Origin of the sequence: Acinetobacter sp. NEB149, from assembly GCF_012516415.1 — a bacterium.
Lineage (GTDB): Bacteria > Pseudomonadota > Gammaproteobacteria > Pseudomonadales > Moraxellaceae > Acinetobacter > Acinetobacter lwoffii_V.
On sequence record NZ_CP051208.1, the window covers coordinates 1,259,144 to 1,285,787 of the forward strand.

Genomic DNA, 26,644 nt, shown 5'->3' on the forward strand with positions numbered 1-26,644 from the left:
TATTCTTGTTGCGGCGAGCTTTAAAGCATGGCTTAAAACTCAGCTCAGGGAAAATAAAGAAGATATCAATCGTGATAAAGACAGTTAATTCATCATCAAATTACACTTGCGGATGACGGATTTTCCAGGCACGGTGAATCTTTTGATTCCGCTTGAAGTCAGGTCCAATGGTTTCCTGGGTAATTTCTTCAACATCAAAGAAGGCCAGAATTTCTTCATCCATCTCAAAACCACGATAGTTATTTGAGAAATACAAGGTACCATCAGTGGTTAAGCGGTTCATCGCACGTTTTAACAGGGACAAATGGTCGCGCTGTACGTCAAAGGTCCCGTAGAATTTCTTCGAGTTTGAGAAGGTTGGTGGGTCGATAAAGATCAGCTCATATTGCTCATGACCTTCTTTTAGCCATTCGAAACAGTCAGAGGCAAAGAACTGGTGTTGTTCATCCGCATGATCTACAGTTAAACCGTTCAGAACAAAGTTTTCTTTAGACCAGTTCAAATAAGTATTCGACAGATCGACGCTGGTTGTACTTGCAGCACCACCCAAAGCAGCATGTAAACTTGCCGTTGAGGTATAGCTGTACAGGTTCAGGAAGTGTTTGCCTTTTGCTTCACGTGCAATACGTAAACGCATTTGACGGTGATCCAGAAACAGACCGGTATCCAGATAATCGGTCAGGTTGACCAGAATCTTGGCTTGACCTTCCTGAACGATAAAACGCTTGGATGCTGTACTTTGTTTGGTGTACTGGTTTTTACCTTCCTGACGTGCACGGGTCTTGATAAAGATCGCATCACGGCCCAAACCGGTCACGGCACGAATTGCCTGTAAGGCCAGGTTGAAACGTTTTTTGGCTTTTTCCGGATCAATAGTTTTAGGTGGCGCATATTCTTGTACATGCAAACGCTCGCCATACAGATCTACTGCGACGTTAAAATCAGGTAAATCTGCATCATAGAGACGTAAACAATGGATCTGTTCCTTGACTGCCCATTTTTTTAGAGCTTGCATATTTTTGGTCAGACGGTTGGCAAATTCCATCGCACCTTCAATCGGTTCAAACTGCTGAGGCTGCCAGCTTTCTAGGAATGGACGTACCACTGCGGCCGGTTTAACCGTACCGAAGCGGATATAGATCGGCAATTTACCATTCATCAAACGCAGGATTTGCGGATCATTGAACGCTAGCACATCGGCCTGTTCCACTTGGGAGGCAATCACAGCCGCTTTTTGATTCGGGAAATTCTTTTGCAATAAAGCCGATAAACCCAGGTATAAAGAACGGTTTTGCGCTTTATCGCCGAGACGTTCGCCATATGGCGGGTTGGTCACGAAGAATACTTTCTTGCCTTCTGCATGGAAATCAGGCCAGTCATTTAAAGTCCGTTCTTCGATCATGATATTGTCGAGAGCAGCTTCAAAACCCGCCGCGATAATATTTTGTCTGGTGGCTTTAACCGCTTCCCAGTCCGCATCGAAGGCATAGAATTGTGGTAATGGATTTTCCATTGCCGCTTGATGACGTTCAGCAGCTTCGGCCTTGATGCTCATCCACAGTTCATGGTCATGGCCATTCCAGCCATTAAAACCGAAACGACGGACCAGACCCGGTGCACGGTCGGTCAAAATCATTAGGGATTCAATAATAAAGGTACCTGAACCACACATTGGATCGACAATGATGTCCGGATTTAACGCTTTTAAACCACCTTTTTGCAGAATCGCAGCGGCCAGGTTTTCCTTGATTGGGGCGTCAGTCATAAAGCGGCGATAACCGCGTTTATGCAAAGAGTCGCCAGACAGGTCCAGGCAGTAAGTATGTTCTTTCTTGCCTGCCAGAATATACATGGTAATTTCAGGCTGTTTGGTATCAATGCTTGGACGTTTGCCTACGGCTTCCATAAAGGAATCTACGACACCATCTTTGGCACGTAAAGTCGCAAACTGGGTATTGACCTTGATATCACGTTCGACATGCAAACGAATCGCAAAGGTACTTTGTGGTGCAAAAATCAGCGACCAGTCAAAGCTGAGAGCCCCTTCATAGAGTTCTTCTGCCACATCACGCGCATCATGAGAAAATTCAATTTCATGCGTGTGGATCGGCATCAAGACACGTGAAGCCAGACGTGACCACATGCAGATACGATAAGCATTTTCCAGTGTACCTTTAAAGGTTAAACGGCCTGGAAAACGCTCAATATTCTGAACACCTAAGCCTTGTATTTCTTCTTCTAATAAGGTTTCCAGACCATCGGCACAGGTGACCCAATAATTGCTTAAACGTGGAGAGGTATTCATATAATAGAGAGACCAAAAAAGATAAATAAAAAACTGCGCTAAGTTTACCGTATTTTTATATTGAAAGCTTTTGAAATTCTCTGAAAGGCCGTGGCATGTGATAGAGAAAAATAATATTCACACTATAAATTGAGGAACTGGTATGCATTTTGCTCTATACATGGCAAATCAGGCGGTCAGTCGATGGGGAGCGATGGCTGCCTGATTTTTCAATTTTATAATGGGGGTTAAGATGTTAGAGAATCAGTTACGCAACCATGACGCTTTTTCAGTGGCCACTTTAATTTATGCACGTTTACGACGGGTTTCCGGTCGGGTAATTGATGCAATTTATCTGGCAGAGAACCTGGATTATGCCCGGCATGTGATTCAACTGGCAGAGCAAACCCAGGATCCAGATTTGAATCATCTGATCCAGCGCCTCAAAATGGTACTGGAGATTTCTGAAACAGCACAAGACTCACAAACAGAATCTGCACATCCGATCCAGCAGGAAGGGCTGATCTCGGTCGAACCGGATGAAGACGATATCTATCGTGCACAGGTGTCACATCGGTATATTGGTGCACTGCGTTAAACCTGAGATGGGTGTGAATGCTCCAGACTGAAGCGCCCGTTGGTTTTGTACTTAAAATCAGCAAGATGCAAATCGGGTTAAATTATGTTATTGAAAAAATACAAAGGAATCTGATTTTTTGTTTTTATTGTTCAGATGCTTTTTGTACAAGTAGCAGCATGGCCAACTATAAAAATTCGCCAATCTCTGTATAATATGTTGACTTAACGCATAAGGAATCTCTCATGCACTTGGCGGCATTGCATACACCGAGCCAGATTCAACTCAATAAAGAAGGTAATCTAAAACACTTCTTGACCATCGAAGGTCTTTCTAAAGAAACCCTGACAAAAATATTGGACACTGCACAGTCCTTTTTTAATGACCAAAATCAGCTGATCACCAATAATTTGCTCGAAGGCAAAACGGTGATGAACCTGTTCTTCGAAAATTCAACCCGTACCCGCACCACCTTTGAAGCCGCTGCCAAGCGCCTTTCTGCCAACGTTCTCAATATCGATATTGCCCGTTCGAGTACTTCCAAAGGTGAAACCCTGCGTGACACCTTATGGAATCTGGAAGCCATGGCGGCCGATATTTTCGTGGTGCGTCATTCATCTTCAGGGGCAGCGCATTTTATTGCCAAGGATGTCTGTCCAACAGTGGCAATTATTAATGCCGGTGATGGCCGTCATGCGCATCCGACTCAAGCGATGCTGGACATGCTGACCATTCGCCGCGAAACCAATAAAAAATTCGAAGAAATGTCGATTGCCATTATTGGCGATATCAAGCATTCACGTGTCGCGCGTTCAGATGTGGCTGCCTTGCAAACTTTAGGTTGCCAGGATATCCGGGTGATTGCACCGAATACCTTGCTGCCATTGGGTTTTGAAGAATATGGCGATGGTGTTCGTCTATTTAACAATATGGAAGACGGCATCAAAGACTGCGACGTGATCATTACCTTACGTATTCAAAACGAGCGTATTGATTCTCCGGCACTGGCCTCGCAAGCAGAGTTCTACAAAATGTATGGCTTGAATAAAGAACGTCTTGCCATGGCCAAACCGGATTGTATCGTGATGCATCCGGGACCAATGAACCGCGGCGTTGAAATCGACTCAAGTATTGCGGATGGTCCGCAATCTGTGATTTTGAAGCAGGTGACCAATGGTATTGCCGTGCGTATGGCGGTGTTGGCTTTATCGATGCAAGGCCAGTTACAAGAACAAGGTTTGATTGAAGCGATTGCGGGTTAAGGAATAAGTCATGACTATTGTAAAAATTGAAAATGTCCGTGTTCTTGATCCGATCCAAAACACTAATTCTATCCAGACCGTGTATCTGGAAAATGGTAAATTCGTTGCAGAAACAGCAGACGTCTTTGAAACGATTGATGGTCAAGGCAAATGGTTAATGCCAACCATGGTCGATTTGTGTGCGCGTTTACGTGAACCGGGTCAACAGCAACACGGTACGCTTAAGTCTGAAGGAAAAGCGGCACGTGAAAATGGCATTTTGCACGTATTTACGCCACCCGATTCAAAGCCAATCGTACAAGATAATGGTGCGCTGATTCATGGTCTGGTCGAAAAAGCCATGCTGGATGGTGGGATCTATCTTCAAGTGATTGGTGCGCAAACCCAAGGCTTAAATGGTCAACAACCGGCAAATATGGCGGGCTTGAAAAAGGGCGGTTGTACTGCGGTTTCCAATGCCAGTGCGCCGTTTGCCAATGATGATGTGGTATTACGTACACTTGAATATGCTGCAGGTTTAGACTTGACGGTGGTGTTCTATGCAGAAGAACCACAAATTGCCAAAGACGGCTGTGTGCATGAAGGCTTTATTGCTTCACGTCAGGGCTTGCCGATGATTCCGGCACTGGCTGAAACCGTGGCGATTGCCAAATATCTGTTGATGATTGAAGCAACCCATGTACGTGCACACTTCGGTCTGTTGTCTTGTGGTGCATCAGTCGAATTGATCCGTATTGCCAAGGAAAAAGGCTTACCGGTGACCTGTGATGTAGCGATGCATCAGTTACATTTGACCGATCATTTGATTGATGGATTTAACTCTCTTGCACATGTACGTCCGCCACTCCGTTCTGAGCAGGATAAAGAATTACTGCGTCAGGGTGTAAAATCAGGTGTGATTGATGCGATTTGTACTCATCATGAACCGCTGAGCAGCTCTGCGAAAATGGCGCCGTTTGCTGAAACGCAGCCAGGTTTCACTGCTTTTGATACCTATGTGCCTTTTGGTCTGCAACTGATTCGTGAGGGTTTGTTGACCCCACTGGAATGGGTGGAAAAAGTAACCTTAGCTCCGGCACGTGTTGCACAAATGGCAGATCGATGGATAAATGAATCAGGCTGGGTGCTGCTAGATCCGGAACTGGAATGGACCCTGAATAAAGAAAGCATCGTGTCACAAGGTAAAAATACCCCGCTAATTAATCAAAAAGTGCTGGGTAAAGTTGTTCAAACTTTTACTGCTTAAGTGATCCCAATTTTATAAAAGTCAGCTTCGGCTGGCTTTTTTTATTTTTAAATTCTGTATCAGTAAAATGAGTGCTCAATAAAAATAGTGAAACTTTATGATATTCATACAATTATTTACATTTTAAAAAAATGGGGATCGTTACACTGATTAAATATTAAACATTATTAGAAAAATCAAAAGAATGGTGACGATTATGAATATAGACTTTATAGAACGCTTAAAAAGCGATGTTACGGCGATTGTGCTTCAAGGTGAAACCGAGCATTTATTTGCCAAAGATCAGGCACTGACTCAATTCTATCCTATATTTTTAAATATATTGCGTGCACGTCCAGCCTGGATTGAGAATCTTGGTCAGCAACTCAATCCAAAAATCCATGAATTATTCAATGCAAACCCGGCACTCAAGCAGCAATTTCTCGATCAAGTGGATCAGAGCGCGCCGCAAGATGAAATAGAGCATACCTTGAACCGGTCAATTGTACCGACCATGAATTTTTTACAGACTGAAGCAGGTGCTTCGAGTCCGGAAGCGATTAGCCATTTGCTGGAAACCCACGCCGATTCGATTCAGCGCGCATTACCCCTTTGGGCTGGCCCTATTCTGGCAGCGCTTGGAGTTTCACCCTTGGCAGGGCAGAATTTAAATCAGGAACCTGTATTGGCGGAGCAGACCATCATTGTTCAGGAAGAAAGAAAAACCGGCTTTTTATGGCCGTTTATTATTTTTCTGATCCTGGCGGGTTTGATCCTGTTTTTGGTTCGTAGCTGCATGCAGGATGATGTTGAAGATTCAAATACCCAAGCGACCAGTGAAGTTGCTGCAGCTCAGCCTGCATCCTTGCGATTAAGTACAGGCAGTAATGGCGAAATTGTCAGTTGTCAATTACAGCTGAATAATCCGCAGTATATGGAAATTTTGCAAAACGAGATCAAACAGATCTTTAATTATAATATTGGTTGTGGGGCGCTGAGCAGTGAGGTTTATCATTCAGAATTTATTGATCAGGATACTATTCCGACTGTGTTGAGAACAATGCAGGGAATGCCAAATGTGTCACTTGACTGGATTGGCAATCAGGTTTCAGTGCGTGCAGCAACCAATGCAGAGGCCGAGCGTCTGGCAGCACAAATTCGTAGTCTGGCCAAAAATGTCACAGTGGTGACCCAGCAGCCGCTCAATAGAAGTGACGTGATTAATACCGCCAATAGTGAGGCAGAACAAGCCTTGGCCAGTATCAAGACCGATAATGTTAAAGCGCTGGATGTGGCGACTGCACTGAATTTACAGATCATTAATTTTGATACGGCATCGACTGAAGTTCCCGAGGTCAATAAATTGGTGCTGGATCAGGCTGCTGCATTATTGCAACGAGCACCGCATGTCATTCTGAAGGTTACAGGACATGCCGATGCTCAGGGTAGTGAAGCAGAAAATAAGGTGCTGTCTGTGCAACGAGCTCAAGCGATTACCAGTTATCTCGTTGGAAAAGGGGTCAATCCTGCACAGTTACAGGCAGTTGGCATGGGAGAGGATCAGCCGGTTGAACCCAATGCCACACCTGCCGGACAGTTTCAGAATCGTCGCGTGACCTTTGAGGTCGTGAATACCGAAACGGGAATTGTACGTGAAGTAGATGATGAAGGTGTAGTTGAGAAGACAGGAAATTAAGAGAGCGGCCTAAATAAAAAAGGACGAATTTTCGTCCTTTTTTATTATCTTAAATTAAGAAAATACCGGCGGGCTATAAGTCAATGTCCGACCAAGGAACCATAGCAGGAACAGTACCAAAGGCAGATGGAAAATCAACTGGGTCACCGTAAATCCAATCACATCTTTGGCTTTTAATTTCAGGATACCCAACATCGGAAGCATAAAGAATGGATTAATCAGATTCGGCAAGGCTTCTGCCGCATTATAAATCTGTACCGACCAGCCCAGATGCACTTTCAGGTCATGCGCAGCCTGCATCACATAGGGCGCTTCGATAATCCATTTCCCTCCGCCAGAAGGAATAAAGAAACCCAGAATCGCCGAGTATAAGCCCATCACAATGGCAAAGGTTTCCTGCGAGGCAATGGAAACAAAGAACTCGGCAATGTAATGTGACAATGACAGATCGGCCGGGTTTAGCGCATTGGTCATCATAAAGGCAATACTGCCATACAGCGGAAACTGGATCAGTACCCCAGAAATGGCGGGTACGGCTTTGGATACCGCATTCAGGAAATTTCGCGGTGTACCGTGTAAGGCCACGCCCAAAATCAGGAAGATAAAGTTATAGGTATTTAAGCTGGAAATGGCCAGAATCGGATTGCTTTTGGAAAATTCGTTAAACATCCAGACTGCGCCCAGAATCACAATCAGAATGCTTAAAATGGGTGAATTTTCCAGCCAATCCCCCGGTCTTTTTTCGGCAGATACTTCCGGTTTTTCTTCTTCAATCTGAATCGGGAAGTGCTCAATGGTTTTAATGTCAGACCCTTTAGGTGCTGACCAGTAAGCAATCGCAATTGAAGCTACAATCAGTACCGCCGTCATGATCATGGATTGCGGCAGGAAAATGGTTTCGGTAAATGGAATCACGCCCGTCAGATTATAAATCGGTTCAGGCAGACTGCTTTTATTGGCCTGTAACTGTGCAGCTGAAGAACTGATGCCCAGTGCCCAGGTCGCACCCATCCCGATAATCGCGGCAGCCGCAGCAGCGCGGTAATCCATGTTAAGCTCTTTACGCTGTGCCAGTGCAATCACTAGGAGTGCAGTCAGTACAGTACTCATGGCCCAATTAATCAGAGAAATTAACAGGCTGACCGTGGCGACCAGGACAATCGCACCACGACCGGAATGTGGCAGGCGCGCCATTTTCTGGATCAGAAGCTGGACAGGCTTGGACACCGAAACCACATAACCGACCACGATCAGCATGCACATCTGCAAGGTAAAGGGAATCAGGCTCCAGAAGCCGTCACCAAAGGAAATCGCGACATCCTGTGCCGGTGCACCAATTCCGATAGCGGCAATCGCCACAATGATGACGCCGAGCAGGGCAAAAATATAAGAATCCGGAAACCATTTTTCAGACCAGTCGCTGACGCGCAAGGCGAAGCGCTGCAAAATATTTTGTTGAGTTTGCATGATTAAAATCCATTTATTCTGCGATTATTATTTTGAAATGAAACGGCTATATATAAAAAAGCCCTTAAGATGCTTCATTCTTAAGGGCTGGCTGGATCAGGCAGCATTACGTAATAGCGCTACCCCAGTGACTTTTTGAATCTCCTCAAAACTGACCTCTGGTGCCAGTTCAACCAGTCGAATTCCATCAGGACTAACATCCAGTACACCGAGGTCGGTAATAATCCGGTTGACCACAGCTTGACCAGTCAGCGGCAAGCTACATTGCGGTACAATCTTCGGTGTACCATCTTTGGCGCAGTGTTCCATTAAGACCACGACTTTTTGTACACCCGCGACCAGATCCATGGCACCGCCCATGCCTTTGACCTTTTTACCCGGAATCATCCAATTGGCCAGATCACCAGTTTCAGACACTTCCATGGCTCCCAAAATGGCAATATTGACATGACCACCACGGATCATGGCAAAGGAGTCGGCACTTGAGAAAAATGAAGCACCTTTTCGCGCGGTAACCGTCTGTTTACCGGCATTGATCAGGTCGGCATCGACAGTTTCCTCGGTTGGAAATTCACCAATCCCCAGCAAACCATTTTCCGATTGCAGCCAGACATTGATATTTTCCGGAATATAATTTGCGACTAGCGTCGGCAGGCCAATCCCTAAATTGACATAGAAACCATCTTCAAGCTCTTGTGCCGCGCGCTGCGCCATTTCATTACGTGTCCAAGCCATGATCAAGCCTCCGCCTTTAAGGTCATCTGTTCAATACGTTTTTCCGGTTGAGCATTCACGACTATCCGGTTCACATAAATTCCCGGAAGATGGATTTCATCTGGATCCAGCACGCCAATTTCGACAATCTCTTCGACTTCAGCAATGGTAATTTTGCCGGCCATGGCACAGACCGGATTAAAGTTCTGGGCGGTTTTACGGAAAATCAGGTTGCCGGCTTTATCGGCCTTATAGGCTTTAACCAGAGCAACATCAGCTGTTAAAGATTCTTCCAGAATGTAAGACTTGCCATTAAATTCACGGACATCCTTACCTTCAGCGATCACGGTTCCGACACCCGTCGCCGTATAAAAAGCCGGAATACCGGCACCGCCAGCACGTAATTTTTCTGCCAGTGTACCCTGTGGGGTCAGCTCAACTTCCAGTTCGCCATTTAAATATTGACGTTCAAACTCTTTATTCTCACCCACATAAGAGGAGATCATTTTTTTAATTTGTTTGGTTTCCAGCAGAAGTCCGAGACCGAAGCCGTCTACGCCGGCATTGTTGGAAATACAGGTGAGTTGCTTAGCACCTGTTTCTTTTAGTGCTGTAATCAGGGCTTCTGGAATACCACATAGGCCGAAACCACCAACGGCCAGAGTATGACCATCTTGCACCACATCCTTTAAGGCGGATTGAGCGCTGTCATAAACCTTGTTTGACATCTTGTCACCTCTATTATTGTTGTAGCAGACTTCAATCTGCTGCTTATATCCTTATGGCTTGCTTGAAAGCATTTTGCTCAAGCAAGTTTATTTTCAAGCACAGGCTTTTTGCCAATAGGCATTGGCATAATTGGATGGATTATTGCGCTGCAAGACTTCACTGATATTACGGCTGGCCTGCATCAGGGCATCCAGCTGAATACCGGTTTGAAAGCCCATATTCGAGAGCAGGTAATACAGGTCTTCAGTTGAGACATTGCCGGAAGCGCCTTTGGCATAAGGGCAACCACCTAGGCCGGCAATGGATGAATCAAAGACCCGAATGCCTTGCAGTAAAGACTGGTAAATATTGGCAATGGCCATGCCGTAAGTATTATGAAAATGGCCTGCCAAAACTTTAGTATCAAGTTCAGCCAGACAGGCCTCCCAGACATTTTTCACCCGATCCGGTGTTGCTGTACCAATGGTTTCACCCAATGACACTTCATAGCAGCCCATCTCCAGCAAACGCTGGGTGACTTTGACCACCTGCTTCGGATCAATGGCACCTTCATAAGGACAGTCCGCCATGCAGGAAACATAGCCACGTACCTTAATATCATTGGCTTTGGCTGCTGCCATGACATCGGCAAACTTCTCGAAGCTTTCATCAATCGAGCAGTTGATGTTTTTGCGGGTAAAGCTTTCAGAAGCTGCAGTAAATACCGCCACTTCCTTGCAACCCACAGCCAGTGCCGATTCAAAACCTTTCATGTTTGGGGTTAATAAACTGAACTGAATATTCGGATCTTGGGGTAGGCTGGCAAAGAGCACATCACTGTCTGCCATTCGCGGTACCCATTTGGCTGAAACGCAGGAGCCGACTTCGATGGACTGCAGACCGGTTTTCATTAGGTCCAGAATCAGGTTTTTCCGGTCATCCAATGTCAAAGGTATTTTTTCATTTTGCAGGCCATCGCGTGGCCCGACCTCTACGATTTTGACAAAATCCGTCATGCCACTTCCTCCGCCAGAGGCTGGAACTCGACCAGTTCATCACCGGCTTTAACCTGATCACCCTTCTGAAAATATGAGCTTGCGATGATGCCGTCATGCGGTGCGCGAATCGAGTATTCGATCTTCATGGCTTCCAGCGTCATCAGCACATCATCTTTTTTGACTTTGTCATTGGCTGCCACGAGCACCTGGGTAATGACACCTGGCATTGGTGCGATCAGGTTATTTTCCGTGCCTTGTTCATCCTGATTATTAAAATCAGACTTCAAGTAATTAAACTTATAGCTTTGACCATTCTGGAACAGGGTAATGCCTTGCTCACTCTGGCTAAAAGCCAGTTTTTGCTGTTTACCCGCCAGTTGCAAGGCTAAAGTATGGGCATCGACGAGTTGACCCTGAATCTGAATTTGCTGACCGTTATAGCTGGCAACAAAGCCTTGATCTTGGGTGCTGAACTGAATTTTCAGGTTAATGCCATTGCGTTGTAATTGCACTGTATGACTATTCTGTTGGTTTAAGCGCCAGAATGCTTGCTGCTGCCATACCGGGTTGCTTGGAACGGGATTCTGTGCCTGATGTGACAGAAGTTCAATCAGTGCGGCACTAACTACCAGTTCGGCACGGATATCCGCAGAAGGTTTGAGCAGAAATTCTTCTTCACGCTGAATCAGGCCAGTATCTAAATGTGCATTTTTAAACGAGTCACACAGCACCAGGCGATCTAGAAAAGCAATATTGTTACCCAGACCATCGACATGGAACTGACCCAGCGCATGGTGCATCTGGGTTAGGGCTGCTTCACGATTTTTACCCCAGACAATCAGTTTGGCAATCATCGGATCATAATAAGTGCTGATCTCGTCGCCTTCGACAATACCGCTATCGACACGTACACAGTCACTTTGCTCCGGATAATGCAGGTAGCTGATCTGACCGATCGCCGGGATAAAACCTTTTTCCGGCTCTTCAGCATAGACACGGGCTTCAAGCGCATGACCGTGAATCTGCAATTCATGCTGCTGCTTCGGTAAAGGTTCACCAAAAGCTACGCGCAGTTGCCATTCTACCAGATCCTGTCCGGTAATCATTTCAGTCACCGGATGTTCAACCTGTAGGCGGGTGTTCATTTCCATGAAATAGGCCGTACCGTCTTGCTCGACAATAAACTCTACCGTACCGGCGCCAACGTAATTCACTGCACGAGCGGCATCAATCGCAGCCTGACGCATCGCTTCCAGTTTATCTTCTGGCATTTTTGGTGCAGGCGCTTCTTCTAGCACTTTCTGGTGGCGACGTTGTACCGAACAATCACGCTCAAACAGATGTACATAGTTGCCATGTGTATCGCCAAAAACTTGCACTTCAATATGACGTGGCTGAATCACATAACGTTCAATCAGAACGTCTTCATTGCCAAAACTTGAACGTGCTTCACTCTTACATGAAGCAAGCGAGCTAAGAAAATCTTCGCTGCGTTCCACCAGACGCATGCCTTTACCGCCACCACCGGCACTGGCCTTGATCAGTACCGGATAGCCAATATTGTCTGCCTGCTGTTTCAGGAAGTCGGCATCCTGATTGGTCCCATGATAGCCGGGGGTTAGAGGCACACCGGCTTTTTCCATCAGCGCTTTAGAGGTGGCCTTTAGACCCATTGCCAGAATGGCATCGACTGGCGGGCCAATAAAGACAATATTGTTGTCCTGACAGGCCAAGGCAAACTGGTCATTTTCGGACAGGAAACCATAACCGGGGTGAATCGCCTGGGCACCAGTGTTTTTGGCTGCCTGAATAATGCGATCAATTTGCAAATAACTTTGAGCTGCTGGCGATTCACCAATATAGATCGCTTCATCGGCCAGTTTCACATGTTGTGCCTGCGCATCAGCATCGGAATAGACGGCAACGGTGGCAATTCCTAATTTCTTCGCTGTACGAATCACACGGCAGGCAATTTCACCACGGTTGGCAATTAAAATCTTCTCAAACATTGTAGGATCCTTCTCGTTGTTATGCCGTGGTCTTGATCCAAGCCGGGCTTTGTTTGTTCAAAAATGCATTCAGTCCATTTTTCGCCTCATCTCCCTGGCGAATATGGGCAATATGCTGTGCTGTTTTAAGCAGTAAATCTTCGGTCAATACCTGTTGGTCAACCAGTTGAATCAACTGTTTCGATGCGCTCTGTGCGGCAGGACCACCAAGTAAAAGTGCTTCCACAATTTCATCAATTTTGCTGTCGAGCTGTTCTGGTGGAGTGACTTCATGCGCAAGACCAATGCTTTTGGCCTGTTCAGCAGTAATCCGCTCGGCAGTCAGGAAATAACGTGAAGCTTGACGTGTACCAATTGCACGAATTACATACGGGCTGATGGTCGAAGGTGCCAGACCTAAGCGAACCTCGGAAGTGGCAAACTTGGCATCTGTACTGGCCACACAAATATCACAGGCTGAGGCCAGCCCCATGCCGCCACCAAAGGCAATGCCGTGTACCCGGGCAATGGTTGGCTGTTTTAAGGTCGCCAGACTTTGCAGCATTTTTGCCAGTTTGAGCGCATCCGCCTCATTGTCTGCCTGTGATGCCTGACCGGCCTGTTTCATCCAGTTCAGATCCGCACCCGCAGAGAAGCTTTTGCCACGACCCGCCAGAATCACCACGCGTACATCATCACGGTTATTTAAAGACTGGAAGCAAGCATGCAGTTCTTCAATGACTTGAGTATTAAAGGCATTGTGCAGTTCAGCACGGTTAATCCAAACCGTTGCCACCTGATTCTGCTGTTCGAGCTGTAAAAATTGATATGTCATTTTGTCACCTCTTACATGCGGAACACGCCGAATTTGGTTGGCTGGATGGGCGCATTCAGGGCTGCAGCTAGACTTAAAGCCAGAACCTCACGTGATTGCGCCGGATCAATCACACCGTCATCCCATAAACGCGAAGACGCATAATAAGGATGGCCTTGGCGTTCGTATTGATCACGAATTGGTTGTTTAAACTGGTCTTCTTCTTCAGCTGACCAGCTGCCGCCTTTCTGTTCAATCTGGTCACGTTTTAAGGTCGACAAAACGCTAGAGGCCTGTTCACCGCCCATCACTGAAATACGCGAGTTTGGCCAGGTCCACATAAAGCGCGGCGAGTAGGCGCGGCCACACATACCGTAGTTGCCAGCACCAAAAGAACCGCCAATCACTAGAGTCAACTTAGGCACATTGGCGTTGGCGACGGCCATCACCAGCTTGGCACCATTTTTGGCAATGCCTTCATTTTCATACTGGCGACCGACCATAAAGCCGGTAATGTTTTGCAGGAAAATCAGCGGAATATTGCGCTGGGTACACAGTTCAATAAAATGTGCGCCTTTTTGGGCAGACTCGGAAAATAGAATGCCATTATTGGCAATAATCCCGACCGGCATGCCATAGAGCTTGGCAAAACCGGTCACCAGGGTAGTGCCGAAACGTGCCTTGAACTCGTCAAAACGTGAGCCATCGACAATACGCGCTATCACTTCACGGATATCAAAAGGCTTGCGCGCGTCACTCGGCACAATGCCGTACAGTTCCGAACTGTCAAACAGCGGCGCTTCGATTTCATCTGCGGTCTTGTTTGGCTTTTTGTTCAGGTTGGCCACGATGTTGCGGGCAATCGCAAGTGCATGTTCATCGTTTTCAGCCAGATGATCAGCCACGCCAGACAAACGGGTATGCACATCACCACCACCGAGATCCTCACTGGACACCACTTCACCAGTAGCTGCCTTAACTAGAGGAGGGCCGCCTAGGAAAATGGTGCCCTGATTGCGGACAATAATGGTTTCATCTGACATGGCAGGCACATAAGCACCGCCTGCAGTACAGCTGCCCATCACCACTGCAATTTGGGCGATACCTTGGCTCGACATACGTGCCTGATTGTAGAAAATACGGCCGAAGTGATCGCGGTCTGGAAATACTTCATCCTGTAAAGGCAAATATGCACCGCCTGAATCCACCAGATAAATACAAGTCAGATGGTTCTGTTCGGCAATTTCCTGGGCACGTAAATGCTTTTTCACTGTTAATGGATAATAAGTACCGCCTTTCACCGTAGCATCATTGGCGATGATCATGCAGGTCACACCGTTGACCTGACCAACACCAGCGACCACACCTGCGGCAGGAACATCATCCTGATACACCTGATAGGCAGCCAGCTGACCAATTTCCAGAAAAGCGGTTCCTGGATCGATCAGGTGATTAATCCGTTCACGGGGGAGTAATTTGCCACGGTCCAGATGTTTTTGACGGGCAGTTTCGCCACCACCCAAAGCAATTTTTTCAATTTTCTGTTTTAGGTCATCCACCAGTTGCAGCATGGCAGTCTGGTTGGTTTTAAACTCTTCACTACGTATATTGATTTTGCTCGATAACTGATTCATGACCAACATCCTTGTTTTATTCTAAGTGTTAAGGTTTAGGCTGTTTCGTTGAAAAGTTCACGGCCAATCAGCATGCGGCGGATTTCTGAAGTACCGGCGCCAATTTCATACAGTTTGGCATCACGCCATAAACGGCCGGCAGCAAATTCGTTGATATAACCGTTACCACCTAAAGTCTGAATGGTTTCTCCTGCCATCCAGGTCGCTTTTTCAGCAGCATATAAAATGGCACTGGCAGCATCTTTACGCAGGCTACGGCTATGCTCAGCTTTGTCACATTCAGCACCGACCGCATAAACCAGTGCCTTACAGGCTAGCCAGGTCGAATACATGTCGGCAATTTTGCCTTGCATTAACTGGAATTCGCCCAGCGCCTGACCAAACTGTTTACGGTCATGAATATATGGAATCACGGTATCCATACAGGCATCCATAATCCCCAGTGGGCCAGCACTCAATACAGCACGCTCATAGTCCAGACCACTCATCAAGACCTTGGTGCCATTACCGACGCCGCCCATGACGTTTTCTTTGGGTACTTCGACATTGTCAAAAAACAGCGGATAAGTGTTTGAACCGCGCATACCCAGTTTGTCCAAATGTGTGCCATGACTGAAACCTGGCATATTTTTTTCAACCAGAAAGGCGGTCATGCCTTTGGCGCCGGCCTGCAAATCGGTTTTTGCATAGACCACCAGGACATCGGCATCGCCACCATTGGTGATCCACATTTTTGAACCATTCAACAGGTAGTGATCGCCTTTGTCTTCTGCTTTCAGTTTCATGCTCACCACATCCGAGCCTGCATTCGGTTCAGACATTGCCAAGGCACCGACATATTCACCTGAAATCAGTTTAGGCAGATAACGCTGTTTCTGTTCTTCAGTACCATTTCGCTTAATTTGGTTTACACATAGGTTAGAATGTGCGCCATAGGACAGCCCAATGGATGCAGAAGCACGGGAAATTTCCTGCATGGCAATGATGTGCGCCAGATAACCAAAATTTGAACCGCCATATTCCTCACTGACTGTCAGCCCGAGCAGGCCCATCTCGCCAAACTTTTTCCAAAGGTGGGCAGGGAACTTGTTGTCACGGTCAACCTGTTGAGCAATCGGGGTAATTTCTTTGGCGCAAAAAGCGGCCACTGAATCACGAAGCGCTATTAGAGTTTCATCCAAACCGAAATCCAAGCTTTGTAAATTCATTCTTCATCCATCCTGAGGTTATATTTGTTGTGTCCAAAAAAGCATTTTTGTTGTGCTTGTGGTTTTAACATACAATGAAAAAATAAAAAAGTGAATCTATATTCACAAAATGATTTACAATTCATTTTATCTTGTTGAGAATAATTTTATGAGTTATAAAAGATCATCATTGATGCAGGAACGAATGGAACAAAATCGCCTGTCGATTTTGGAATCTGCTCGTGAACTGATTATTCAAGGGGGCTTGAAGGAGGCATCGATTCAGGCGATTGCAGAGCGCGCAGGCGTTTCTACAGGGCTGGTCTATCGATATTTCGAAAGCAAAAGCCAGATTTTGATCGAGGTTTTGTCGGCCGCGATTCAGCATGAAGTCGGGATCCTGAACCATATTGCCGAGTCAGATTTGTCGCCAAAACTGAAATTGCAAAAATCTGTTACAACTTTTGTCAAGCGTGCCATGAATAGCCCCCAACTGGCGTATTCACTGATGTTCGAACCGGTTGATCCGGAAATGGAACATGAGCGTTTTCGCAGTAAGCAGCTGCTCAAGCAGAGCATTAAGGAAATTCTGGCCGAAGGAAAGGTCAATGGAGAATTCGAATTTGAAGATTTGAATACGGCAGCGTTGGGCGTAGTTGGTGCCATGACCTTTGTCGTGATTGAACCTTTAAATCCGTCCCGAAATGTCATGTTTGATCAGAAGTATAAGGATCACTTTGTCAAACAGATTGCCGATTTTTGTGTCAACGCAGTACGTGGACAGGAGGAAAATTTACAAGCATAAACACACAAAAAACCGGTACACAGACAAGGTCGTCGTGGTCATAAAACAATTAGTAAAGTTGAAAATCAGAATTACAAAGAATCAAGGAGATCGATTCAATGACACAAGTACGGTTAAGCTATGCCTATGGAACCAGCAGCCAGCCTTTATTGGGCATGACGATTGGTGAAAAATTTGATCAGGCTTGCGAGCGGTATGCAGAACGTGATGCGGTAGTGAGTTTGCATCAGAACATACGCCTCAGTTACCGGCAGCTACAGGAACAAGTCAATGCCTTTGCCTGTCAGCTGCTGAAAATGGGTATGCAAAAAGGTGATCGTCTGGCGATCTGGTCGCCGAACTGTGTGGAATGGACCATTACCCAGTTTGCAGCCTTCAAGGCAGGCATTATTCTGGTGAATTTAAATCCAGCTTATAAAAGCAACGAGCTTGAATATGTGCTAAACAAGGTCTCCTGTAAGGGACTGGTGATTGCAGCGCAGTTTAAGACGACGGACTATCAGGAAATTCTGACTAAAATTGCACCGGAATTGCAGGAAACCGAAGGTAAATTCCTTAATGCAGAGCGACTGCCACATTTAAAGCATGTGATTAAAATTGATGATCAGCAGCATACCGGCATCCACCGTTTTCAGGATTTACTAAGCTCGCCTAGTGCGCAAGAGTTGGAACAACTGCAACAGATCTCCAGTGAATTGCAGTTTGATGAAACGATTAATATCCAGTTTACCTCGGGCACTACGGGCAATCCGAAAGGCACCATGTTGACCCATAATAATATTTTAAATAATGGTTATTTTGTCGGTGAAGCCATTCATTTAGGGCCAGAAGACCGTGTCTGTATTTCAGTGCCTTTATTCCACTGTTTTGGTATGGTCATGGGCAATCTGGCCTGTATTACGCATGGCTCTGCCATGATCTATCCGTCTGCCGTGTTTAATCCGCTGGAAACCTTAAAAGCCATCCAGCAGGAAAGATGTACCGCGGCTTATGGTGTGCCGACTATGTTTATTGCGGTGCTGGAACATGAACAGTTTGACGAGTTTGATCTGTCCAGTCTGCGTACCGGGATTATGGCGGGTAGTCCATGTCCGCAGGAAATTATGCAGCGCGTGATTGAACGGATGCATATGTCTGAAATCACGATTTGTTATGGCATGACTGAAACCGCACCCGTCAGTGCACAAAGCTCAACGGCAGACAGTGTCGAGCAACGTGTCAGTACGGTTGGCCGGGTACATCCGCATCTGGAAGTTAAAATTGTCGATGAAAATGGCAAGGTGGTTCCACGCGGCCAATTGGGTGAGCTGTGTGTACGTGGTTATTCAGTGATGCTCGGTTATTGGGAAGATCAGGATAAAACCCAGGAAGTGATTGATGCGGCGCGCTGGATGCATACCGGTGATATCGCTGAAATGGATGATGAAGGCTTTGTCAAAATCAAGGGCCGAATCAAGGACGTGGTGATTCGTGGAGGGGAAAACCTGTTCCCGAAAGAAATTGAAGATTTCCTTTATACCCATCCGGCTGTTTCAGATGTACAGGTGATTGGGGTGCCAGACCATAAATATGGTGAGGAACTTTGTGCCTGCATCATCCTGCATGAAAATGATCCTTGTACTGAAGAAACCATCCGTCAGTATTGTAAGGAGCATATTTCTCACAATAAAGTGCCGCGCTATGTGCGTTTCTTCCAGGAATTTCCAATGACGGCTTCAGGGAAGGCGCAGAAGTTCAAATTGCGTGAATTTATGCGTGAAGAGCTGAACTTGAAAGAGATTGCTTAAACTTTATTTTTTACGTTAGAACTAATCCTAAAGCTAACAATTAATAGCAACTCATCAGAGAGCCCGGCGACATGGATGTCGCCGTTTCACTGTATGGCAGGGATGCCATATCAGTGAAACAAAAGGGTTTGGTTACTTTGCCCCGTCAAAGTAACGAAAAACCTGCGCAATGGACGTTCAATATATCTAGCAGTTTGAGGTTGTACATTTAGCAAGATTCTAAAATGTCTGTAAATGAATTTACTGATCACGACGGTCTGGTAATAGAAATACATGAATGTACTGAACATCTAAAATCAGAGTAAAATATGGCAAAAAACTTTCACAGTGAAGTCGTGGTCGCCAGTTATGACGATCATATCCGTAAACTGATTCCCGGTTATGAACTGGTGCATCAGCAGATTGAAGCAATTCTCAGCACTGAACTCCCAGAAACCGCACATATATTAATAGTGGGTTGCGGAACAGGTTATGAATTGTCGTATTTATTAGAGCAACATCCAGACTGGACCTTTACTGCAATTGATCCATCAGCAGCTATGCTGGAACAGGTTAGTAAAAATCTGAATTCCATAGATCAACAAAGGGTACAACTTATCCAAAGCACAATCCAAGATTTGAATCAGCCGGATACGTTTGATGCTGCGTTGGCCATTCTAGTGGCACATTTCATTCCAAATTCCGAAAAAAACGGATTTTTTCAGGCTATTTATCAGTGTCTTAAAACCAATGGTCTTGCATTGACCTATGATCTGATGCAACCTGAAGATCAGCAAGACATTAAAACTATGCAGAAGATGGCACAACAGACAGGGTTGAGTGTAACGCAAAGTACCAAGATGATTGAACGCTTGGAGCAGGATTTTTACTTGTTATCTGCGCATAATTTTAAAGCGCTTTTAACCAAAGTCGGATTTAAACAGTGCAAAATTTATTGTCAAATCATGGATTATCATGGCTTTTTGCTCAGAAAATAAAGATAAAAGCACTTTTTGTAAACTCTAAAGTTTAAGTGAATATTCAGGGAAGTATTAAAACAATGTCGGCATATTACAGTTTTATTCAGCGCGAACAGCATGCAGATGGCAGTACTACGGCTTATTACCGTTCTAATATTCATGCACAAGGTGCGTGGAATCCGCATGAGCAGCACATGGCGCCAGCCACCGGTATTCTATGCGTCGAACTGGAACAGTTTCAGCCACGTGCTGACATGCGTATTGGTCGGGTCGGGCTGGATATTTTTGGCCTGATAGCCTTTGGTGAATTTTCGATTACCACACGCATGATCCGTCCGGGTAAAACCATTGAACTGGTTGAAGCTGAAATGTGTGCCAATGGTAAAACCTGTATCGTGGCACGCGCGTGGAGAATGCTAACTTCAAATACCACGGCCATTGCTGGAGTGGAAGATTTTCCGATCGAAAGTCCAGAATATTTACCGGTTTGGGAGGGTATGCGCTGCTGGCCGGGCGGTTATATCCAGAGTATTGAAACCCGGGCACATGCTGACCATCGTGCAGGCAAGGGCATTGTCTGGCTAAGAAATTCGCTGGACATGGTAGAAGGTCAACCGACGACAGACTTTAGTCGTTTGCTCGGTATGGTCGATACGGCCAATGGCATTGTGCCACGTCAGGACCCGAATTCCGGTTGGGGATTTCCGAATCTGGACCTGCAGATTCATATGCACCGTCTGCCGCAGGGTAAATGGCTGGGACTGGAAGTGGTGCAGCAATATGGTGAAGATGGTATTGGTCTGACCAGCGGGATTCTGCATGATGTTCATGGACCTTTTGGTCGAAGTGAACAGATTCTGACCCTGCGAAAGTTCTAAAGTCTATTCGAAACATCAAGGCCAATTGCCTCAATCTTTATTTATTGGCATGCTGTGCGTAATTTATCAGGAAGAACAGCAGATGCGGATCAGTATGATTGGGGCAGGGCGAGTGGCATATCATCTTGCCCTTGTATTGTCAGCACACCATGAGATCGTACAGATCTACAGTCGAACCCTAGAAAAAGCACAATATCTGGCTGAGCAATTCAACGCTCAGGCCATCGCTCAGCCTCAACAGCTGGATCATGAGGTGGATCTGGTCATTATCGCGGTCAGTGATCAGTCGATTGCCAACGTCATTGAACAGATTCATCCGTATCTACAGCAGAATCTGATCGTACATACCTCTGGCAGCACCCATCTCAATTTACTGAAAAATGTGCATGCGCGTGCAGGCGTATTTTATCCTTTACAGACCTTTAGTCTCGAACGCCAGATTGATTGGCAGCAGACGCCACTGTTGATTGAAGCGGTGAATGAACAGGACCAAATCCTGTTATTAGAACTGGCAAATAGCCTAAGCAATCGTGTTTATACTTATAGTTCCAGTCAACGTCTCAGTTTGCATCTTGCAGCGGTATTTGCCTGTAATTTTGCCAATTACTGTTATGACATGGCCAAGCAGGTGGTTGATGTACAACAGGTCGATTTCAGTTTGTTGTATCCCTTAATGCTGGAAACTGCCAATAAAGCCACTCAGAATGATCCCAAACAAATGCAGACCGGCCCAGCGATGCGTGGTGATCAGAATATCTTGAATATGCATCAGCAGATGTTAGCCAATATGCAGCGAGAAGATTTACAAAATGTCTATCAGTTGTTGAGCCAGCAGATTCTCACGCGTCATCAGAAATGAAGAAGCTGATAATTTATCTACGAAGCAGGGTTCAAAGCCAAATTTTTCCCATAAAAAAGCGCTGAATAATCAGCGCTTTTTTTGAGTCTTAGATTAAGAAATTTTCTTAAAGATAAAATCATTAATCTTGTGACCTGCTTCAATCCCGCGACGTTCAAACTTGGTTTGTGGACGCCATTCCGGACGAGGATAGCTATTGCCTTTGCCCGCCAGATTTTCCAGACGTGGACGTTCTTCCAATACTTCTATCATCCATTCCGCATACGGTTCCCAGTCCGTTGCAGCATGGAAAGTTCCGCCAAGCTCCAGCTTTTGCTCCACCAGCGGCATACGGTCATGCGAAACAAAGCGGCGTTTAAAATGACGTTTTTTCTGCCATGGATCAGGGAAGTATAACTGAACTGCATTAATACTATTGTCTGGCATTTCACGTAATACCTGAATTGCATCAGCATCCAGCACACGTAAGTTCGTTAGGCCTTCAATACCTGCTTCATACACGCACTGCGCAATTCCAGGTACATGGACTTCAATTCCGACAAAGTTACGTTCAGGATTAGCTTTGGCCATCAATACCAGTGAACGGCCCATACCAAAACCAATTTCTACAGTCAAAGGACGTTCAGGATGTTCAAAGTGCTGACGCAAATCACCGACTGGATATTCCAAAATTAAGTGACCATATTGTTCAAGCGCAGTACGTTGAGAGGTATTCAGCGGCATTGAGCGGCGCATAAACGTCACGATTTCACGGTGCTCGCTTAAGTTTTCCAGCTCCACGACTTGCTGGTCTAATTGATCGTTCGACATAACTTTGGCAAATCTAAAAATTCAGAATGCGGTATTTTAAGTCCTGAGCCGAGCAAGTCAAACTTTTCTCGGTATTTCTCCATAAAAATCGGCAAGATCTTCCAGATAAAATAAAAGAGCCAATTGAGGCTCTTTTATTAATCATCGTTCATCAGCTACTAAACCGGTCGATCAATGTACTGCTGGCTTCATTCAAACCAATCACCCTTACATCTATCCCTTGGGCTTTAAACTTCTGAATCACGTTATTCAGCATATTGACCGAAGTCACGTCCCAAATATGCGCATGGGTCAGATCCAGTTCGACATGCTCAAGCTTCTCTTTAAAATCAAAGAACTGATAGAACTTCTCTGAACTGCTAAAGAATATCTGTCCAGAAATAAAGTAGCTGCGTGAATGAGCCGAATTCAAATGCGTATAGACATGTACGGTTCTTTCCAGTTTATTAATAAAGAACAGGGCAGAGAGCAATACGCCGACAAATACACCAAGCGCCAGATTATGAGTGGCAAGCACGACAATAATCACGGCAATCATCACGGTATTAAATTCTAGCGGATGTTTGCTGAATTGCTTGATTGCTCCCCATTGAAAGGTGGTAAATGCCACCATAATCATGATCGCAACCAGCGCTGCCATTGGGATATAAGCCAGCCAGTCTTTCAAAAAAACCACGAGACACAGCAGAAACACGCCAGCGACCAGAGTCGATAAACGGGTACGTGCCCCTGAAGACACATTGATAATTGACTGGCCGATCATGGCACAACCGGCCATCCCGCCCATAAAGCCGCTGACAATATTGGCCATACCCTGACCACGACATTCCTGATGACGGTCACCTTCAGTTCCGGTCACTTCATCAATGACCGTAGTGGTCATCATGCTTTCCAGCAAACCGACAGTCGCCAAGGTAAAGGAATAAGGCAGGATAATTTGCAAGGTTTCCAGATTGAGTGGAATTTCTGGAATCAGGAATACTGGCAAAGTATCCGGGAATTGTCCAAGATCGCTCACGGTACGCATATCTGCACTTAACAACAGCGCCAACCCGCTTAATACGATAATACAGATTAAAGGTGAGGGAATGGCTTTGCCAATTTTCGGGATATACGGAAACAGATAAATAATTGCCAGACCAATCGCAATAAACAGATAACCGGTGCTATCCATCCGGTTAATTTCCGGGATTTGTGCCACAAATATCAGGATCGCCAAGGCATTCAAAAATCCGTATACCACCGCCTGCGATACAAAGCGCATTAATTTAGCGACTTTAAAATAACCCGCAATGACCTGAATGATGCCGGTCAGAATTGTGGCAGCCAACAGATATTGCAAACCATGTTCTTTTACCAAGGTAATCATCAAAAGTGCCATTGCGCCTGTAGCCGCAGAGATCATGGCAGGACGGCCACCAAAAAAGGCAATGGATACTGCAATGCAGAAAGAGGCATATAAACCGACTTGCGGATCGACACCGGCAATGGCAGAGAAGGCAATTGATTCAGGAATCAGGGCAAGTCCCACCACCAGACCTGCCAATACATCTGTGCGGATATTGGAAAACCATTCTTCTTTTTTCAGGCTAATCACGAAATATCATCTAAATTTGGAAAACCTGTGTATGTTAAACAGATAGAGATAAAAATCTACACAAGATTGACTTGCAAAAGCCCGGAATATCCTGAATATTGAATGAGTAACTGCCCTGAGGTGACAGTTACGCTTTTTTGCAATTTACAGGTTTGATCACTTGAAAGTTTGTCAGAAGCGATTTAAAACATTGAGAAGTGTATAACAAGGATCAGAAATGAAGCTTTACTATTCACCAGGTGCCTGCTCACTGGCAGCACATATTATTTTAAATGAAATTAATGTCGATTTTGATTTGGAACGTGTTGATTTAAAAACACATAAAACAGAAAAAGGTACGGATTATTACGAAGTTAATCCTAAAGGCTATGTACCAGCGTTAGAAATTAACCCTGGTCTGATCCTGACAGAAAATGTTGCAATTCTACCGTTTCTTGCTCAACACGATCCAAAACAAGATCTAATTCCACCATCGGGCATGGGACGTGCCAAAGTGCTGGAATGGTTAGGTTATCTGAACTCTGAACTACATGATGCCTATGCGGTGTTCTTCGGTGGCAAGTTATCCGAAGATGAAAAGAAAAAAGCCTATGCAGAGATTGATCGACTATTGAGTTATATCGATAAAGCGATTGGTGAATCGGACAATGATTATCTGGTGGATGATAACTTTGGGCCTGCGGATGCCTATCTATTTGTCTTGACCAACTGGTCGAACCAGATTGAGCATGATTTGAGTCCATATAAAAATATTATTCATATCCGTAATAAAGTGGCAGAACGTCAGTCTGTACAGATTGCTATGCGTGATGAAGGTCTGATTCCTTAACTAAAAACAAAAATAAAGGACTCAATTGAGTCCTTTATTTTTGTTCATGAAAATTTATTTAAAGAAATAGCCGGTTTCCGGTGAGCTGGCATTGGCCATACGCTTGCGCGGCATACGGCCTGCAAGAAAAGCTTCTCGGCCTGCTTCAACGGCTTTTTTCATCGCAGATGCCATTAATACCGGATTTTGTGCAGCTGCAATCGCTGTATTCATGAGTACACCATCACAACCCAGTTCCATCGCAATCGCGGCATCACTCGCTGTACCGACACCGGCATCGACTAGGACAGGAACTTTGGCATTTTCCTTGATGATTGACAGGGTATGTGGATTCAGAATGCCCAGACCAGAACCAATCAGGCTACCCAATGGCATAATCGCAACACAGCCCATGCTTTCCAGCTCTTGCGCCACGATCGGATCATCCGAGGTATAAACCATGACCTCAAAGCCATCGTCAATCAAGGTGCGCGCAGCTTTCAGTGTTTCGGTTACGTTTGGATAAAGTGTCTTTTCATCACCCAAAACTTCAAGTTTGACCAGATTGTGGCCATCGAGCAACTCACGCGCCAGCATACAGGTGCGGACGGCACTATTGGCATCGAAGCAACCTGCGGTATTCGGCAAAATGGTATATTTTTCCGGAGGAATGACTGACAGCAGGTTCGGCTGGTCAGGATCTTGGCCAATATTGACACGGCGAATAGCGACAGTGACAATCTCTGCACCACTGGTTTCAATGGCCTGCTGAGTTTCATTTAAATCTTTGTATTTGCCCGTGCCTACCAAAAGGCGTGACTGGAATTGGCGTGAACCAATCTGTAATAAATCTTGCATAATTGTCCCGAGTATTAGCCGCCACCGACCGCGTGAATAATTTCTATTTTGTCTGTATCGCAAATTGGCGTATCGCCCAATCTGCTTTTAGGAATAATCATTTCATTGACTTCAACTGCAAAACGCTTACCCTCAAGCGCCATACTCTGAATCAGTTCCAGCAGATTCTTGCAGTGAGTTTCCTGTTGTTCGCCATTGATGTAAATCATCATTCTAGCAACCCTCCATGATTAAGTGTTGTTCAAACTTATCTGGCGTATTTTAAAGCATTCCAGGCCAGAATTAACCATCCGGCAATCATTAAAGCCCCGCCGATGGGCGTAATAGCACCTAAACCGCGGGGTAATCCTAAGGCCATGATATACAGTGAGCCAGAAAACAGTAAAATGCCGACCTGAATCAGACCGAAGCTCCATTGAATGGGCAATGCAGGGATGACTTTCGCCAGTAAAGAAAGAATCAGTAGTCCTAAGGCATGATAGAAAAAATAATCCGTTGCCGTTTGCCACCAGCCGAGCTGTGCTTCAGTCGCCCGCGCTTTTAAACCATGTGCACCAAAAGCACCGAGCATGACTGCAAGTGCCAAATTAAGTGCTGAAATCGCAATCCACATTTGAATTGATCTTCCTGATAAAGTTTGCGCTCAACCTTAGCATAAATTCAAAATGCGGACATAAAAAAGCCTTCATCAAAGAAGGCTTTTTCGAGGTAAATCAGTAACAGAATTTG

General features: G+C 45.5%; 24 protein-coding genes. 10 read left to right on the forward strand and 14 right to left on the reverse strand.

Annotated elements, in window-relative coordinates; genetic code table 11:
• Positions 1–100 precede the first annotated feature (100 nt).
• Positions 101–2,305, reverse strand: a complete 2,205-nt coding sequence (rlmKL, locus tag HGD77_RS06025) for a bifunctional 23S rRNA (guanine(2069)-N(7))-methyltransferase RlmK/23S rRNA (guanine(2445)-N(2))-methyltransferase RlmL (RefSeq protein ID WP_004280136.1) — start codon at positions 2,303–2,305, stop codon at positions 101–103.
• A 232-nt stretch (positions 2,306–2,537) separates the two neighbouring features.
• Between rlmKL and HGD77_RS06030 the strand changes: the two genes are divergently transcribed.
• The 4 genes from HGD77_RS06030 (at position 2,538) to HGD77_RS06045 (ending at position 7,044) form a co-directional block, all read left to right on the forward strand.
• Positions 2,538–2,882: a hypothetical protein gene (locus HGD77_RS06030; RefSeq protein WP_005251424.1), complete on the forward strand. Its 345-nt coding sequence runs from the start codon at positions 2,538–2,540 to the stop codon at positions 2,880–2,882.
• A 224-nt stretch (positions 2,883–3,106) separates the two neighbouring features.
• Positions 3,107–4,123, forward strand: coding sequence for an aspartate carbamoyltransferase catalytic subunit (locus HGD77_RS06035; RefSeq protein WP_004280134.1), 1,017 nt, complete (start codon positions 3,107–3,109; stop codon positions 4,121–4,123).
• Between the two features lie 10 nt (positions 4,124–4,133).
• Positions 4,134–5,369, forward strand: a complete 1,236-nt coding sequence (locus tag HGD77_RS06040; RefSeq protein WP_005266789.1) for a dihydroorotase — start codon at positions 4,134–4,136, stop codon at positions 5,367–5,369.
• Between the two features lie 184 nt (positions 5,370–5,553).
• Positions 5,554–7,044 carry an OmpA family protein gene (locus tag HGD77_RS06045; protein WP_121979738.1) on the forward strand — a complete coding sequence of 497 codons (1,491 nt, stop codon included), beginning with the start codon at positions 5,554–5,556 and terminating at the stop codon, positions 7,042–7,044.
• Positions 7,045–7,098: 54 nt separating this feature from the next.
• On the opposite strand, the gene HGD77_RS06050 is transcribed toward HGD77_RS06045, so the two are convergent.
• From HGD77_RS06050 to HGD77_RS06085, 8 genes are all read right to left on the reverse strand, one after another.
• Positions 7,099–8,511, reverse strand: coding sequence for a short-chain fatty acid transporter (locus HGD77_RS06050; RefSeq protein ID WP_004646585.1), 1,413 nt, complete (start codon positions 8,509–8,511; stop codon positions 7,099–7,101).
• 96 nt (positions 8,512–8,607) lie between these two features.
• Positions 8,608–9,246 (reverse strand): CoA transferase subunit B, encoded by a 639-nt coding sequence (locus HGD77_RS06055; protein ID WP_005104503.1) that lies wholly within the window; start codon positions 9,244–9,246, stop codon positions 8,608–8,610.
• 2 nt (positions 9,247–9,248) lie between these two features.
• Positions 9,249–9,953, reverse strand: coding sequence for a CoA transferase subunit A (locus tag HGD77_RS06060; protein ID WP_005251436.1), 705 nt, complete (start codon positions 9,951–9,953; stop codon positions 9,249–9,251).
• A 93-nt stretch (positions 9,954–10,046) separates the two neighbouring features.
• Positions 10,047–10,949, reverse strand: coding sequence for a hydroxymethylglutaryl-CoA lyase (locus HGD77_RS06065; protein ID WP_005251439.1), 903 nt, complete (start codon positions 10,947–10,949; stop codon positions 10,047–10,049).
• Positions 10,946–12,940 (reverse strand): acetyl/propionyl/methylcrotonyl-CoA carboxylase subunit alpha, encoded by a 1,995-nt coding sequence (locus HGD77_RS06070; RefSeq protein ID WP_004280124.1) that lies wholly within the window; start codon positions 12,938–12,940, stop codon positions 10,946–10,948. The genes HGD77_RS06065 and HGD77_RS06070 overlap by 4 nt, the downstream gene beginning before the upstream one ends.
• A 19-nt stretch (positions 12,941–12,959) precedes the next feature.
• Complete coding sequence (locus HGD77_RS06075) at positions 12,960–13,754, reverse strand: enoyl-CoA hydratase/isomerase family protein (RefSeq protein ID WP_004280123.1); 795 nt, start codon at positions 13,752–13,754, stop codon at positions 12,960–12,962.
• A gap of 11 nt (positions 13,755–13,765) precedes the next feature.
• Positions 13,766–15,367: a carboxyl transferase domain-containing protein gene (locus HGD77_RS06080; protein WP_121979737.1), complete on the reverse strand. Its 1,602-nt coding sequence runs from the start codon at positions 15,365–15,367 to the stop codon at positions 13,766–13,768.
• A gap of 35 nt (positions 15,368–15,402) precedes the next feature.
• Positions 15,403–16,575, reverse strand: coding sequence for an isovaleryl-CoA dehydrogenase (locus HGD77_RS06085; RefSeq protein WP_004280119.1), 1,173 nt, complete (start codon positions 16,573–16,575; stop codon positions 15,403–15,405).
• Between the two features lie 148 nt (positions 16,576–16,723).
• Between HGD77_RS06085 and HGD77_RS06090 the strand changes: the two genes are divergently transcribed.
• The 5 genes from HGD77_RS06090 (at position 16,724) to HGD77_RS06110 (ending at position 21,842) form a co-directional block, all read left to right on the forward strand.
• Positions 16,724–17,359: a TetR/AcrR family transcriptional regulator gene (locus HGD77_RS06090; protein ID WP_005251442.1), complete on the forward strand. Its 636-nt coding sequence runs from the start codon at positions 16,724–16,726 to the stop codon at positions 17,357–17,359.
• 98 nt (positions 17,360–17,457) lie between these two features.
• Entirely contained in the window at positions 17,458–19,146 is a 1,689-nt protein-coding gene (locus HGD77_RS06095; protein ID WP_004280116.1) for an AMP-binding protein, read from the forward strand.
• A gap of 308 nt (positions 19,147–19,454) precedes the next feature.
• The gene (locus HGD77_RS06100; RefSeq protein ID WP_004280114.1) at positions 19,455–20,123 is read left to right on the forward strand and encodes a class I SAM-dependent methyltransferase; all 669 of its coding nucleotides are present in this window, start codon (positions 19,455–19,457) and stop codon (positions 20,121–20,123) included.
• Positions 20,124–20,185: 62 nt separating this feature from the next.
• On the forward strand, positions 20,186–20,983 hold the full coding sequence (locus HGD77_RS06105) for a thioesterase family protein (RefSeq protein ID WP_004280113.1): 798 nt from the start codon (positions 20,186–20,188) through the stop codon (positions 20,981–20,983).
• Positions 20,984–21,065: 82 nt separating this feature from the next.
• Positions 21,066–21,842, forward strand: a complete 777-nt coding sequence (locus HGD77_RS06110) for a Rossmann-like and DUF2520 domain-containing protein (RefSeq protein ID WP_004280112.1) — start codon at positions 21,066–21,068, stop codon at positions 21,840–21,842.
• 93 nt (positions 21,843–21,935) lie between these two features.
• On the opposite strand, the gene trmB is transcribed toward HGD77_RS06110, so the two are convergent.
• Both trmB and HGD77_RS06120 read right to left on the reverse strand, forming a co-directional pair.
• Positions 21,936–22,652: a tRNA (guanosine(46)-N7)-methyltransferase TrmB gene (trmB, locus tag HGD77_RS06115; RefSeq protein ID WP_004280110.1), complete on the reverse strand. Its 717-nt coding sequence runs from the start codon at positions 22,650–22,652 to the stop codon at positions 21,936–21,938.
• Between the two features lie 151 nt (positions 22,653–22,803).
• Entirely contained in the window at positions 22,804–24,249 is a 1,446-nt protein-coding gene (locus HGD77_RS06120; RefSeq protein WP_004280109.1) for a SulP family inorganic anion transporter, read from the reverse strand.
• Between the two features lie 217 nt (positions 24,250–24,466).
• Here HGD77_RS06120 and HGD77_RS06125 point away from each other — a divergent pair, with 217 nt between their 5' ends.
• Positions 24,467–25,078 carry a glutathione binding-like protein gene (locus HGD77_RS06125; RefSeq protein WP_004280108.1) on the forward strand — a complete coding sequence of 204 codons (612 nt, stop codon included), beginning with the start codon at positions 24,467–24,469 and terminating at the stop codon, positions 25,076–25,078.
• Between the two features lie 54 nt (positions 25,079–25,132).
• Here the strand turns inward: HGD77_RS06125 and HGD77_RS06130 are convergent, their stop codons facing one another.
• Genes HGD77_RS06130 through HGD77_RS06140 form a run of 3 tightly spaced genes read right to left on the reverse strand, consistent with a single transcriptional unit; the run spans position 25,133 to position 26,528 of the window.
• Positions 25,133–25,915 (reverse strand): thiazole synthase, encoded by a 783-nt coding sequence (locus HGD77_RS06130; protein WP_004280106.1) that lies wholly within the window; start codon positions 25,913–25,915, stop codon positions 25,133–25,135.
• 14 nt (positions 25,916–25,929) lie between these two features.
• Entirely contained in the window at positions 25,930–26,127 is a 198-nt protein-coding gene (gene thiS / locus HGD77_RS06135; protein ID WP_004280105.1) for a sulfur carrier protein ThiS, read from the reverse strand.
• A gap of 35 nt (positions 26,128–26,162) precedes the next feature.
• The gene (locus HGD77_RS06140) at positions 26,163–26,528 is read right to left on the reverse strand and encodes a DUF423 domain-containing protein (RefSeq protein WP_004280103.1); all 366 of its coding nucleotides are present in this window, start codon (positions 26,526–26,528) and stop codon (positions 26,163–26,165) included.
• Between the last annotated feature and the right edge of the window lie 116 nt (positions 26,529–26,644).